This window comes from Planctopirus hydrillae (assembly GCF_001707835.1).
GTDB lineage: Bacteria > Planctomycetota > Planctomycetia > Planctomycetales > Planctomycetaceae > Planctopirus > Planctopirus hydrillae.
In genome coordinates this window covers 1-13,225 of the sequence record NZ_LYDR01000145.1, presented here as the reverse complement: position 1 = coordinate 13,225, position 13,225 = coordinate 1, and the positions used below count along the sequence as shown (strand labels likewise).

Genomic DNA, 13,225 nt, shown 5'->3' with positions numbered 1-13,225 from the left:
AGTCCTTTGACTCTTCATGGGTGCTGACATGAGCAGCGACTTGTCTCAACTTTTGGATCAGCGATCAGCCAGCCAGGGGCATGGGTTCCGGAACAAGGACGAATGGGAAAATTCGAACAGGCGTCGAACCCACAACTTTCTCGCGGAAGCCCAGTTGGGCTGCACGATCTGAAGCAAATTGGAGAACCGTAAATTCCAGTCCGCAGAAGAACTCTGCATCAACTTCAGCAGCCACATCAGCGAAGATTTCACCGGCTGAGGCGGAATGCCTGCGAACGCCATGAATACTGTTTTCACGCACTTTGACACCAGCCGCAGCCAGTTTCACGAGCCCCTTCAGGAATCGACCAACCAGCGAATCAGGTGTTGAAACTCGCCACAGGCGTTCCCACTCTTCGTGAGATTCCCAGTAGTAGCCGTAATTGAAGTAATCCATGGCCAGCAGATAATTGCGATTCTCGGCCCATGATGCAGGAATCAATGGACGCGAGGGGGGATGACGCTTCTGGTAACTGTGTCCGCGGGGGTCGCGATAGGGATGCGGGGCATCACTTCCCGGAATGAAGGTGTAAGCAGGCAGTTCAGTTGATGGGAGCAAACGGGGCGCCTGCTTCGACAGATCGAGCATGCCCTTTTCAAAAATCATTTTCAGCAGTCCTCAAGAAAATCCGAACTGGAAGCAAGCCATCGTTTGGCTCGTTCAAGGACCAGCCAGACCTGCTTCCGCAATTCGTATGTAGAAAGAGATCACAAGAATCTGTGATTCTACCAAGATTTTCGAAGATTGTCTTGAAATTTTGCCTGTGATTTCGTCCCAAAAATTCGAGCGTGATCTCACAATCGACAGGAATGTCGTACTCGGAATGGCTCGACTTTCAGTTTTTCGAGGGAGAAAGCTCGCTCAGGAACTTTCGAACCAGAACTCCGCCCGAATCGCCCTCGATTGGAAGTTCACGATTGATTGTCGCGTGATTCTTTCCCGCAAGTCCTTCGACTGAAGCCGTTATATCCGCCCGCTTCAATGCCTCTTGCAGTTTCATGGCTTGTTGCCTGCTGTCGGCCCGAGAGGCCACATAGAGGATGAGAAAAGGTGGTATTCCGATTCCCTTCTGGACAGCGAGCGTCGGGCTTGCCTGCTTCTGAGTGGCTTCGTCAGCCGAAAAGATCTTCTCGTACATCTCCTTCATTCGCGGAAGTCTTGCGATACGAATCTGTTCAGGAATATCGTACCCGGCACCATCGAGAAGGATGACGCCAGACAGGCGATTTAATTGAACACCTGCCGCCTTAAGATATCTGGGATCAGTAGCCACCAAAGCCGCCAGGTGAGCTCCCGCTGAATGCCCCATCAGCACAATGGAACTTGGAGACTTGATCTCAGGACGATTGGCACTCACGACCCAGGCGATCGCATGGGCGACATCACTGGCCATTTCCGACCATTTGACCTCAGGGTGCATGCGGTAGTTGATAGAGACCATGCCCCACCCCTGCTTGAAAAGAAAATCGGCCTTTTCCCTCGCCCCTGGAGTTTTGGAGCCAATCTCCCATCCGCCGCCATGAACCCATACAACAACCGGTGCATTCGCTGTCGGACCTGGATAAACGTCCAGGGTCGTGCGCTCATTTCGCATCTTTTCCCGATAGGGAACATCCATGACCGGTTGAGGATCGACTGCGTGTGCTTTATGCGGAGGTAGACAAAACAAACTCCCCCAAACAAAGAAAGCAGTCAGAATTGAGCAAGCGACCGATTTCATACTTCACTCTCCCAATCAAGAAACTACCTCGCCACCGCCCATAAGAAACGACTGCCGATGTGATGCGCAGCATGCCGACGTGTTGAGCTCACAAAGGAATGGACTCGAGTCTCTAGGGGACATTCAACATTCTGAGAATGCCGCAGATTCCCTCATCTCTCAAACCATGATTTTCACTGAAAGTATCGCCAAAATCAAAATGCGGCAGCATTTCCGCGGGCAAACGCTGAGGAGCTACCCATGGAAATCTGCCGCATTCTTTGTGTTCGATGGCGATCCATCATCGATCGGGATGAATGTTCCCCAGCGTTCAATGGGGATTTTGCTTTTGCAAATCCGTCACGCTCGCCTTGGAAATTCCATCGGAGGAAGTCAAGAACCTCATGACTTTTTGAGTGTCGCGGTGAACTGGTCATAGGCTTTCTGCAGACTTTCAGAAGTCTGAGAATTGTCCGGGAACACCAGAATCCGGTAGGTCATTTTGAGAGGTTCTTCTGGCAACAGATCGGTTTCAAAAAATGAACCAAAGCGTCCATAAGGTCGTTCGGAAAAGCGTCTTGGCTTGGGCAGTGAGGGATCTTCAAAGTAGGCGATCGTGTACTTGTTGTCGTTCACTGGATACGTCATCGCACACCAGTCGAGATTGGCATGCTTGGGTTCTGCCGGGCCATCGTTTTCCTGAACAGCTTCCGGCTGTTGGGGAAAATTTGCGGGGCGGATATAGCGAGCCGAGTTCGCGTCGGCAACAGATTGTGGAGCACGGAACTGAAAACCCGCATGCTGGCGATCACCAGTCAGGCGAATCTTCCCACGCTCGGAATGCAGCACTGTCGACCATTCAATCTGCCAGCCAAACTTGCCATCCGCCAGTGGCAACTTTTTGACTGTAACCGTCCGTTCTTCACGAATCACAGGCTTGTTGTCGGCATCTTCCCAGTGAATCTCGGCGGTGGCAGTGGCTTCGACATCATTGGCCTCCTGCTTGAGAAACTTGATATGTTTCTGATGGGCACCTTTCGTGCAATGCCAGAAATCGTAGGAGCCTTTCTCGGTTTGTGTCTTATTCCACGCGACATACATGCCCCGATGATGGGGAAACGTACCCCCCGGGCCTTTGGTAATCAGATCACCTGTCCCGGGACCAAACACATGATGAAAGACCTTATACGTTTCGGCATTACGCTCAGGTGTCGAAGGGTCATAGGCGTGCATGTATTTCAGCACGGGTTGACCATCCAGAGTGAGATCCGTTTCGGTTCCAGCGGCATTCGTCTTCCACTCAAAACCGGCTGTACTTGTGGCAGCCGAACAGACCATCACCGAGAGAATGGCTAACACGCCTCTGGCCAGAAGTGCGGCATTGCTGATCATCAAATGCATGGCAGATTATCCCCGTTGTAGAATCAGAATTGTCGAGTCAAAATCAGTTGTTCGATTGAAGAATCAGATCCGTGATGGGTCCATCCCCCATCCATCACAAGATCTCCTCAGGATACTGATCACCAATTTCTTCATGCAGTGCCTTGCCTGTCAAAAAACAGACCTTTGATTGGCACATACCTGAAAGATTAACGTAATCGAGCAGCGATTTCCTGCCCGAATCTCATCGGTGACTCGCCTCAGGATGAAGATGTCGCGTTGGAAACGGGATGATCAGCAGACTCAATTCCACCGTTCTGATTCTACGGCCTTGATTCTACGGCCTTGATTCTAGGGCCCTGATTCTAGGGCCCTGATTCCACGACCTTATTTCCACTGCCTTAATTCCACAGCCTTAATTCCACTGTGGATTAGGCGATGTATGGGGCACAATCCGGTGAGATTCAAACACTGCCTGAAGCATTTGCTCATAGATTTCATAAGGATCTTCGGCAAACACAATCGATTTTATGGCAGGTGCGACATACCAGTCGCCATGGGCGAGCTCACCCTCTAATTGACCTGGAGACCAGCCGGCACATCCGCAAAAGACCCGGAAACGAACCCCAGGCTGGTGAGGGTCGGAGGATTTAAGCACATCCTCGAAGGCCTCTCCCGAATTTCCTAACCACACCCCGGGAATCACTCCCGTGCCATCATGGCTCAACTCTTCCAGATTGTGCAGAATAAATAGTGCAGCCGGTTCGACGGGCCCGCCCACATGCACCAGCTCGGCAGATTCCGGCAATTGGAAATGTTCACTGAGAGCATGGTTGACCAGAATCGATGACGGCCGGTTGAGAACTAATCCCATCGAACCATTCTCGTTATCTTCCACAATCAGAACGACCGTTTTGTAAAAGTTGGAATCCTTCAATTGCTTCGAAGCAACGAGCAATTTTCCTCGCAAAGATTCAGCCATACAACATCTTTTACAGCAGCGTTAAGTATCAAAAAATCAATGAATGGCACAGCATTCAGCCAACACAGAATTCAGCCGACACTGTCCATTTTCAAACATTACGGTCAACCTGCAGAAAAAAACCATCCCCAAATTCTTGATGGATCTCCACACCAATTGTCACGATAACGAACCAGTACCGGACTGTCTTCGAAATTCTGTGATGACCATCTGTTTTCGCTCCCTCGAACCGGGGCGAATCAACCCTCGACCCAAAAAGAAGATCGAATTCATCATCGAAAGGCGTTCCGAGTGTCTGCATGGCATCCCAGAATTACGGCATTCTACAGTCATACGACCGTGAGAATCTTGATTCTGTCTGTGATTGTGGGAGTTGTTGCTGGTTTAGGAGCAGCTCTGTTTCAGACATTATGTCAGTTTGTGACCTGGGGAACATTAGAAATGTGGGCGGGCTACTCAGCTCCTGAACCCACAGGAGAACCTCGTCTGTTCCCGCCGGGAAGCCACACATTTGTCCCGTGGATGTTGGTTCTGATGACGACCATTGGCGGTCTGATTTCCGGACTACTGGTCTTCTGCATTGCTCCGGAAGCGGAGGGGCACGGAACTGACAACGTGATTGCGGCCTTCCACCACGGACGAGGTTTGATCCGCGCCCGGGTTCCTCTGGTCAAGCTGCTGGCCTCAGCCATCACGATCGGGACAGGTGGCTCCGGAGGACGCGAGGGACCGATCGCGCAGATCGGAGCCGCATTTGGTTCAAACATGGGGCGTCTCTTACGGCTCTCCGTTCGTGAGCGCCGCATCCTGATGGCTGCCGGGATGGGAGCCGGGATTGGCTCGATCTTTCGTGCCCCCCTTGCCGGAGCCATGTTCTCCGCAGAAATCATGTATCGAGATGCCGATATCGAAAGCGATGTCATTGTTCCTTCCGCCATCGCCTCGATTATTGGATATGCCACCTTTTCGCAGTTTCTGCCTGTCGAATTCCAGAATCAGCCCTTATTTGGCAGCCAGACGGTCTACGTGATGTCGAGTCTGTGGGAGTTGATTCCCCTGGGATTGATGGCGCTCGTGCTGTCCGGCGCGTCATGGTTTTATGTCCGCACCTTTTATGGGACAGTCCGTCTGACACATCAACTTCCACTTCCTCCACACGTTAAACCTGCGATTGGTGCAGGTTTGGCGGCACTGATCGGTATTGGACTCTACTTTCTGTTCGATCGAAACATTCTTGCATTGGGTGTCCTGGCGACTGGTTATGGTACTTTGGAAGTGGCCTTGTCGAATGCCTCGACGGCAGGTATAGGCCTGTTGTGCGCCGTCGCCTTCGCCAAGATCATCACAACGTCCTTAACCATCAGCAGTGGCGGATCAGGTGGCGTTTTCGGCCCGTCCATGGTGATTGGAGGTTGCCTGGGGGCTGCCTGTGGACTCTTCTTTCATCACTTCTTTCCTGGAATTGTCAAACAACCGGAACTCTTTGCGATTGTCGGGATGGCTGGTTTTTTTGCAGGTTCTGCCCGCGCCCCCATATCCACAGTGCTCATGGTCTCGGAGATTACCGGCGATTATGGCCTGCTTTTGCCCACACTCTGGGTTTCTTCGCTTTGTTTCGTACTTTGCAGAGGCTGGACGCTCTACCATTGCCAGGTCGAATCCAGGAGTGAGTCACCAGTTCATCAGTATGATTGGGTTCCATCGCAACTCGCGGAAAAGTTTGTCAAAGATATCAAACTCACGCATACTCAGGTTTTGCGGGTCGACGAACCTTTAACCCGGATCATGCATCTGCTGACGACATCGCACCAGAATGTCTTTCCGGTGGTGGATCACCATGGTGCGCTTGTGGGGAGAATCTCACTCGACCAACTTCTGCCCCGACTGGAAGATCAAACCAGTTGGCCGAAGACTTTCGCCCGCGATCTATCCCAGCCTTTCAACATGTCCTTAACTCTTGAAACCCCGCTGGCACAGGCCATCAGTGATCTGGCAAAAAGTGCAGATGGAGTCATCCCCGTCATCGATCCTGACGCCGCTAACCACTATCTGGGAATGGTGACGTCTCAACAGATCATGGGATCGATCCATGCCGACCATCGTGAGTAAATCCTCTATTCTCTTGAGGATGCGGCATAGCGTTTGAGGTAGTCCTTTACGGGAAGTTTGCGAGCCGTATTATCGGAACTCATGTACCGGATCGTACCAAATATTGGACGTTCCGGCCCCCACGCTCGATCATATCGACCGAAGACCCAGAAGATTCCCGAATAGGAATTCGGATTTCGTCCGTCGACTGCATATTTATTGTTCAGGTGAATCAGCGTCTCGACTGCCTGCTGCGGAGTGAGCGACCATTCGAGAACTTTTTTGCCCCAGAGCATCCGCAGGTAATTGTGCATGCGTCCTTCGCGGACGAGTTGTCGCTGAGCGGCATTCCAGAGTTCATCATGAGTTTGTGCCGTCTCAAGCTGATGCAGATCATAGAGGGATGGGCGATGATCACCCGCATGCTTTTCTAAGGATTGTCTCGCCCAGGCTGGCAACGACTCATATTGATCGTAATCTTCCCGATGCGAAGTGAAGTTGTAACCCACTTCTCGCCAGGTAATCAGTTCATCGAGGAAGGCCTCTGCCGCGGGGGACATCTTCCACCAGCCTTCGCGACTTCCTGACGCTTTTTCCGGGAGATGCTCCGGCTTCCATGACTCTCTGGCCGCAAGTCGCGAAAAGATCTCATGAGCAGAGACATGACCAAAGTGAAGATAGGGCGATAATCCGCTGGCTGCCTCTTGTTCAGGGTTGTTCCGATCATCGGCATACCGCGACAAACGCGATTTGAAGAACCGTGCGACAGCCTCCTGAGAAGCCTTGAGCCCACCACGAAACGCGGCAGGTCCAACGGTCTGATCGATCGGCAGTTGAGCGAGGGCACTGGCCTCCCTATTGAGCAATCCGGAGGTAGCTGGTGACCACTTTCTGACAATATGAACAGGAATTTCCATCGAGACAATCGAGTCTGCCAGAGGATCGGCGACAGGAAACTCGGAAAGGTAAGGTTTGATATTTTTTTGCAGGAAGCGCCGGAAGGCATGAGCAGTGGTAAAAACCTGATCAGTCGCTCGCATCGGGAATATGCCGTTACTGTCGACACACTCCAGGGGAACATCGATTCTTTGCCCCAAAGTTCGAACCATTTCGGGCAGGAAATAGCAGGGAAAATCATCGGTGATCACCACAGCCGCTTTTTGAGCATAGGTTTCCACCAGACCAACGCCATGCCCGGGTTCGGGCTCCACGTAAGGATGATAGGCGATCCCCCTCTCTTGACAGAGAGTATGATGCTCAGCCATTCCTTCAAGGACAAAGTGATGAAATCGAACAGATGACCATTTTGCCCGGCAGCCGATAGGCTCCAGAATGACCAATGGAAGATTTAACGTTTGTGCCCGGTGAACGGCTTGCTGCAACCCGAAATTCCATTGGAGTCGCCGGGCCGAAATCATCCAGTAAAGCACATACTGTCCACTCTTTCTCACAGGACAGGAATTGAGTTGGCGAATGCGACTTGAGGGAGCTTCTGGAACAATCGACATGGAGATGACCGTCTTTTCGAATGAAAATGACCAGGCGGAAAGTTTGAGGCACAACCCTGAAGTGTAGTGCCCCGATGCCAAGTGGCGAAGGATCCAAACCTCAACCCATTGTCGAGTCAATCGATGAGGGATCAGTGTGATACATCCCATGCCATGTCACAGCACACCTCAGCATCAGACGCTTCTGAAAATCAAAGTTCTTAATTCATTGGAGTGCTTGATTCACCCGAAGGCTTCATTTTCAGCGAGCACTCATTAGATTCTCAACCAATCGATCCATGCCAGATTGAAGGCCTCTTTCTCCACGAGAAAACGATCAGGCAGAACTACGAGAACGCCGCCTTCTGACTGACGAACCCTGATATCCAGAACACCTGCTGGCAAAGGTGGTTTATCGCCTGCCTTGTGATTGCGAGTGGCAGGTGCCGGAGCTAACAGCACAAACGGGAATTGTCCCGATTGCCGGCGACTGCCCGAAGCAGAAAACCGGCCCGATTCCACCTGCAGACTTTCCAGTTCAGTCAATCCCGGAAAGAAAATCTCGAGACGTTCCGGCCAGTTTTTTTCTTCAGGAGTGATCGTACAACGTCCAATCCCTCGGCTGGAGAGAATCGTTACTCGCAGAACTCCTGCGTCAAACTGAGATTCGGCCAAATCCTCAGCATGCTGGAATCTGGAAAATCGGAGATTCAGATCCGGTGAATTCTCTTGAGCCCACAGGCACAGCCCAAACCCCAAAAAAATCAGACAGGTAACGGCAGACAATCTGTGCATGACATTTTCCAATGACACAGGAAAACGTGAGCGATTTGAAGATGGCCTACAGACTTGTGGGATCCATCAGTTCGATCGAATTTCCGGAAGGATCCTGGATATAACAGGATCTTGTTCCATCTCGATGCGTCTTTAAAGTGCCATGCTCTCCAGCTCGATCACTCGTAAAAGCGATGTGTGGCGGGTGCTGCTCAGGAATCACCAGAGCCAGGCTGAGATTTCCAAATTTCAGCAAGGCCCAGGTACCATCCTGATAGGCAATACGACACTGGAAGTGAGAGGTATACCACTCGACCGATTGAGCGACATCAGTCACTGAAATGGCAATGTGATGCAGATCGTCCAATTTGAGAGGCGACGTTTCAATGACGGCAGTTTCCATGATTAAGCCTGCTAGCTGAGATTTCCCAGATGGTTGACACAGAGAATATGCGTTAAGAGTCAGTTTCTGTTTTCGTTCATCAATCCTGCATTGCGACAAGAAGCATGTTCAAATTGAACTTTTCATCCTGACGACAAGTGATTCTATCAGGCTCATGACGATTTACGATGTGACGAAATCAACAATGGTCTGGGACCTTGTGAAATCCAGCAGCCCTGCAACATCAGCATCAATTGAGTGGAAACCCCTTTTCGCCGGAAATCTGAACTCCAAAGCCCCGCCGCCTGAGTACCGAATGACAGTCATCAGTAATATTCACGGCTTGAAGTCGATCTCCTTGTGGTGAGCCTCAATTTGAATGGTTCGTGCGGCTCGTTTTGCCGCCGCTCGACTTGTCCAATTGATTTCTTTATGATTCAAGAACTTGCAGTGCTCACGGAAGCACTCAAAATGAATTGCGGGCAAATTCTGGGTTTTGTCAGGCGGAGTTGTGACTTCGAACTCAGACAGACCCAGATCCTGTAAGTTCAGTCAAATCAGCAAGTGACGGTTGGATGATCGGTCGATATGACACTCGCGTCTGCACCACCACTTCCGAGAGACGATCGCTCGGTTGGGATCGTCTCGACAAAAATGATCGATTTATTCTCCGGCGAGTCTCCGCTGAAACTCGAAAGCGGTGTGGAACTTGGGCCCGTTCGCGTAGCTTACGAGACCTATGGGCAACTCAATGAAGATGCCTCCAACGCCATTTACATCTGCCATGCCCTCACAGGCGACGCACATGTGGCCGGTAAACACAGCCCCGAGAGTAAAAAGGCCGGCTGGTGGGATGGAATGGTTGGTCCGGGCAAGACCTTCGACACCAACCGGTTCTTTGTCATCTGCTCAAATGTGCTCGGTGGTTGCCAGGGAACAACCGGCCCCTGCTCGACCAATCCCGCGACTGGTAAGCCCTGGGGGTCAACATTCCCGTTTATTACCATTGGCGACATGGTGGAAGTTCATGCGCAACTGGTGCGTTCATTAGGAATTCGAAAACTTCTGGCCGTTGTGGGAGGAAGTCTGGGTGGCATGATGGCACTCGACTGGGCCGCTCGATTTCCAGAGATGGCGCATGCGGTCGTTGGCCTGGCAACATCGGCGCGACTCACGGCACAAGGGATTGCCTTCAATGCTGTTGGCCGACGGGCGATTTACGCAGATCCCAATTACAAAAATGGTGAATATTACGAAGGTGAAGGCCCCAAATTTGGTCTGGCTCTGGCGCGGATGATTGCTCACATCACTTATCTTTCGGAAACATCCATTGAAAGAAAGTTTGGTCGTAAGCTCCAAAACAGTGATCAGCTTGGCTATGTACTTCAACAAGAGATCGAATTTCAGGTCGAGAGCTATCTGCATTATCAGGGGCAAAGGTTTATCGAGCGATTTGATGCCAACTGTTATCTGTATCTGACACGGGCGATGGACTATTTTGACATTTCTCAGAAGTATGGTTCGATCGGTGCCGCACTGGGCCAGACAGCCGCTCGGTTTTTTCTGTGCTCTTATAGTAGTGACTGGCTCTTCCCTCCTTCGCAAAGCCGGGAGATCGTGACAGCACTGCTGGGAGCGGGGAAAAATGTAACTTACCTCGAGTTGGAAAGCGTGAAGGGCCACGATTCATTTCTGTTAGAGCTGGAAGAACTCGAATCACTGCTCAAACCGTTTCTGAATTCCATTTCGTCGGAAGTGATGACTCTCGCCTCCACACGTTCTGGGGGAAGTCATTGATGAAGTATCTCCTTGCCGATCATGCTGCCGCGCTGATTGACCGTATCATTATGGATCAAATCCCGGAAGGCAGCCGTGTGCTGGATCTGGGGTGTGGCGATGGTCGTCTGCTCTGCCGACTCAGGGACGAAATGGGTGCCTCAATCCAGGGAGTGGAGCGCGATCCCAAAGCCGTGATTGCCGCCATCTCGAAAGGCGTTCCCGTCATTCAGGCAGACCTCGATCAGGGATTGGATGAAATTCCTGACCATGCCTTTGATTACGCCGTTCTCAGCCAGACGCTGCAGCAGGTCATCCAACCTGAAAATGTCGTCAATGAAATGCTCCGTGCTGCCCAGCGGGCCATCGTCGTCGTGCCCAACTTTGGACACTGGAGGATCCGACTGCAGATTCTCGTCAATGGGCGAGTTCCGATTACCTCAGAACTCCCCTATGACTGGTACAACACACCGAACCTGCACTTTCTCACAATGATTGACTTCCGGGCATTGACGGAACGTCTTCAACTGCGAATTGTGCGGGAGCTTCCGATCGTCAGTGGAGTCGCAAAAGCAGGCCTGAAACTGGCGAATCTCAGAGCAGAAAGTGCACTCTTTGTGCTTGAACGTATGACGAATGAAGTGATCCCGATTACTATTCCAGAACCCCAAAAACCAGCGACTGAGATCGAAAGTGATTCAGCCGTATGAAGTCTGAGATCCTCGCATCTGACGCATCTCGGGCAGTACAGGCAGCGACAAAATGCCATTAGCGACAACACCTGAGTATTCCATGATTTGTGGTTCTGATTGACAGCCAGAATTCTCCCGCGAAGCCCTTTTCTGACAGGAACATGATTGTGTCGATTGTTGTTCAGAAGTTTGGTGGTACCAGCGTAGCCGATGCTCAACGAATTATGGCGGCTGCCCGTCGCATCGTGGCCACGAAACGGCAGGGCCATCAAGTCGTGGCTGTCGTCAGTGCCCGCGGTGAAAAAACCGATGAACTTGTTGATCTCGCCAAAAGCATTTCGGCCCATCCGAGGCCGCGCGAGATGGACATGCTCCTCTCGACTGGCGAGCAGGAGTCGGTCGCACTCGTGGCCATGGCGGTACATGAATTAGGTGAAGATGCTGTCAGCCTGACTGGTGCCCAGATTGGCATTCTCACCGACAGTACCTTTACGAAGGCGCGCATTCGGAAAATTACGACCGAGCGGATCCGTGCTGCACTGGAAGCTGGCAAGATTGTCATCGCCGCCGGTTTTCAAGGTGTGGACGAAGATTCCAACATCACAACCCTGGGCCGCGGTGGCAGCGATACGACTGCGACCGCTCTGGCAGCCGTTCTGGAGGCGGATGTCTGTGAAATTTATACCGATGTGGAAGGGATCTTTACGACAGATCCAAGGGCTGTCAAAAAGGCCCGGAAGATGGATCGCATTTCTTACGATGAAATGCTCGAACTGACGAGCCTGGGTGGCGGGAAGATGCATTCCCGCTCGATTGAATTCGCGAAGAAATATCGAGTTCCGCTGTTGGTTCGACCGTCATTCTCGGATGGTGAAGGAACGCTGATTGCCCCTCAACTTGATGCGGAGGCTCCGGTCGTTTCCGGGATCGCCCTGGTCAAGAAAGAGGCGATTGTCCACTTGAGGAACATTCCGGATCGTCCAGGTGTGCTGGCCATTGTCTTCCACTGCATGGCGAGCCGACGAATTCCGATTGATATGGTGATTCAGGATATCGCCGAAGGAGGCGTAGCGAATGTTTCGTTTACCGTTCCTCAGGATGATCTCGCCGACACATTGACCGCAGCAAACGAAGCTGCCGAGCGATTAGGGGCCGGTGATGTCGGCAGCAGCACGAATCTGGCCAAACTGAGTGTGGTGGGTGCCGGCATGCGGACACACACAGGGGTGGCTGCTCACCTTTTCCAGTCGCTGGCCGAAGCGAATGTTAGTATCCGCATGATTACAACCAGCGAGATCAAGATTTCCGTACTGGTGAATCGCGATCAATCCCAGGAAGCTCTGGAAGCCGTTCACTCAGGTTTTTCGTTGCATCTGGATCAGTCTCCACAGCCTCGGATTGGCTTCAAGCAGATTGATCCTGAACGTCAACGGGCGGGCGTTTCCCGCGATGAACTCGAGCAGGACGTTGTGCGCCGCCTGCAAAGCATGGAAGACATCGTCGTCAGTGATGTCCAGCTCGATACGGCTCAGTCTCGAATTACGGTCAAGAATGTTGCTGATCGTCCAGGGGTCGCAGCCGAGGTCTTTAAGGCCGTGGCAGAAGGTGGCGTGATGGTCGATATGATCGTCCAGAATGTGGGTCAGGAACAACGGGCCGATCTTTCATTTACCGTCCCACGCCCCGATCTGGAACGTTGCCTGCTTTTAATGCGAGAACTGCTGGAACCATGGCCTGAGACTTCTCTGCATTACGATAAAGATATCGCTCTGCTGGCAGTCATCGGCATTGGCTTACGCAGCCATACGGGTGTAGGCGAGAAGATGTTCACAGCTCTCGCAGAATCGGGTTAAATCGCACCAGACGACACACAGCGCCATCCTGCTCCCATTCCTTGAGGACCTCGACTTCCAAGGGCTCTTGGC

At 51.9% G+C, this 13,225-nt stretch carries 11 protein-coding genes; 4 read left to right on the top strand and 7 right to left on the bottom strand.

Annotation, left to right across the window (positions count from 1 at the left end; genetic code table 11):
• Positions 1-64 precede the first annotated feature (64 nt).
• From A6X21_RS17725 to A6X21_RS17710, 4 genes are all read right to left on the bottom strand, one after another.
• Positions 65-646 carry a DUF309 domain-containing protein gene (locus tag A6X21_RS17725; RefSeq protein WP_013109700.1) on the bottom strand — a complete coding sequence of 194 codons (582 nt, stop codon included), beginning with the start codon at positions 644-646 and terminating at the stop codon, positions 65-67.
• 229 nt (positions 647-875) lie between these two features.
• The gene (locus A6X21_RS17720) at positions 876-1,760 is read right to left on the bottom strand and encodes an alpha/beta hydrolase (RefSeq protein WP_068850552.1); all 885 of its coding nucleotides are present in this window, start codon (positions 1,758-1,760) and stop codon (positions 876-878) included.
• Between the two features lie 381 nt (positions 1,761-2,141).
• Positions 2,142-3,140 carry a DUF6807 domain-containing protein gene (locus A6X21_RS17715; protein ID WP_068850549.1) on the bottom strand — a complete coding sequence of 333 codons (999 nt, stop codon included), beginning with the start codon at positions 3,138-3,140 and terminating at the stop codon, positions 2,142-2,144.
• A gap of 394 nt (positions 3,141-3,534) precedes the next feature.
• Positions 3,535-4,101, bottom strand: a complete 567-nt coding sequence (locus A6X21_RS17710; protein WP_068850547.1) for a YqgE/AlgH family protein — start codon at positions 4,099-4,101, stop codon at positions 3,535-3,537.
• Between the two features lie 291 nt (positions 4,102-4,392).
• On the opposite strand from A6X21_RS17710, the gene A6X21_RS17700 reads away from it, so the two are divergent.
• Complete coding sequence (locus A6X21_RS17700) at positions 4,393-6,210, top strand: chloride channel protein (RefSeq protein ID WP_083233704.1); 1,818 nt, start codon at positions 4,393-4,395, stop codon at positions 6,208-6,210.
• A gap of 5 nt (positions 6,211-6,215) precedes the next feature.
• On the opposite strand, the gene A6X21_RS17695 is transcribed toward A6X21_RS17700, so the two are convergent.
• The 3 genes from A6X21_RS17695 to A6X21_RS17685 form a co-directional block, all read right to left on the bottom strand.
• Complete coding sequence (locus A6X21_RS17695; RefSeq protein ID WP_068850576.1) at positions 6,216-7,697, bottom strand: cryptochrome/DNA photolyase family protein; 1,482 nt, start codon at positions 7,695-7,697, stop codon at positions 6,216-6,218.
• 255 nt (positions 7,698-7,952) lie between these two features.
• On the bottom strand, positions 7,953-8,351 hold the full coding sequence (locus A6X21_RS17690) for a hypothetical protein (protein ID WP_131818411.1): 399 nt from the start codon (positions 8,349-8,351) through the stop codon (positions 7,953-7,955).
• Positions 8,352-8,517: 166 nt separating this feature from the next.
• Positions 8,518-8,853, bottom strand: a complete 336-nt coding sequence (locus A6X21_RS17685) for a VOC family protein (protein ID WP_068850538.1) — start codon at positions 8,851-8,853, stop codon at positions 8,518-8,520.
• A 567-nt stretch (positions 8,854-9,420) separates the two neighbouring features.
• Here A6X21_RS17685 and metX point away from each other — a divergent pair.
• The 3 genes from metX (at position 9,421) to A6X21_RS17660 (ending at position 13,153) form a co-directional block, all read left to right on the top strand.
• A complete protein-coding gene (gene metX / locus A6X21_RS17670; protein WP_068850529.1) occupies positions 9,421-10,629 on the top strand; it encodes a homoserine O-acetyltransferase MetX in 1,209 nt (402 codons plus the stop codon).
• On the top strand, positions 10,629-11,318 hold the full coding sequence (gene metW, locus A6X21_RS17665; protein WP_068850526.1) for a methionine biosynthesis protein MetW: 690 nt from the start codon (positions 10,629-10,631) through the stop codon (positions 11,316-11,318). Before metX ends, metW begins: the two co-directional genes overlap by 1 nt.
• Positions 11,319-11,461: 143 nt before the next feature.
• Entirely contained in the window at positions 11,462-13,153 is a 1,692-nt protein-coding gene (locus A6X21_RS17660; RefSeq protein ID WP_240490308.1) for an aspartate kinase, read from the top strand.
• The last annotated feature ends 72 nt before the right edge of the window (positions 13,154-13,225 follow it).

What these genes read in the sequence shown, in the direction of transcription:
- A6X21_RS17725 (WP_013109700.1), bottom strand. Translation starts at nt 646, where the DNA reads ATGATTTTTGAAAAGGGCATGCTCGATCTGTCGAAGCAGGCGCCCCGT.
- A6X21_RS17720 (WP_068850552.1), bottom strand. Translation starts at nt 1,760, where the DNA reads ATGAAATCGGTCGCTTGCTCAATTCTGACTGCTTTCTTTGTTTGGGGG.
- A6X21_RS17715 (WP_068850549.1), bottom strand. Translation starts at nt 3,140, where the DNA reads ATGCATTTGATGATCAGCAATGCCGCACTTCTGGCCAGAGGCGTGTTA.
- A6X21_RS17710 (WP_068850547.1), bottom strand. Translation starts at nt 4,101, where the DNA reads ATGGCTGAATCTTTGCGAGGAAAATTGCTCGTTGCTTCGAAGCAATTG.
- A6X21_RS17695 (WP_068850576.1), bottom strand. Translation starts at nt 7,697, where the DNA reads ATGTCGATTGTTCCAGAAGCTCCCTCAAGTCGCATTCGCCAACTCAAT.
- A6X21_RS17685 (WP_068850538.1), bottom strand. Translation starts at nt 8,853, where the DNA reads ATGGAAACTGCCGTCATTGAAACGTCGCCTCTCAAATTGGACGATCTG.
- metX (WP_068850529.1), top strand. Translation starts at nt 9,421, where the DNA reads ATGACACTCGCGTCTGCACCACCACTTCCGAGAGACGATCGCTCGGTT.
- metW (WP_068850526.1), top strand. Translation starts at nt 10,629, where the DNA reads ATGAAGTATCTCCTTGCCGATCATGCTGCCGCGCTGATTGACCGTATC.
- A6X21_RS17660 (WP_240490308.1), top strand. Translation starts at nt 11,462, where the DNA reads ATGATTGTGTCGATTGTTGTTCAGAAGTTTGGTGGTACCAGCGTAGCC.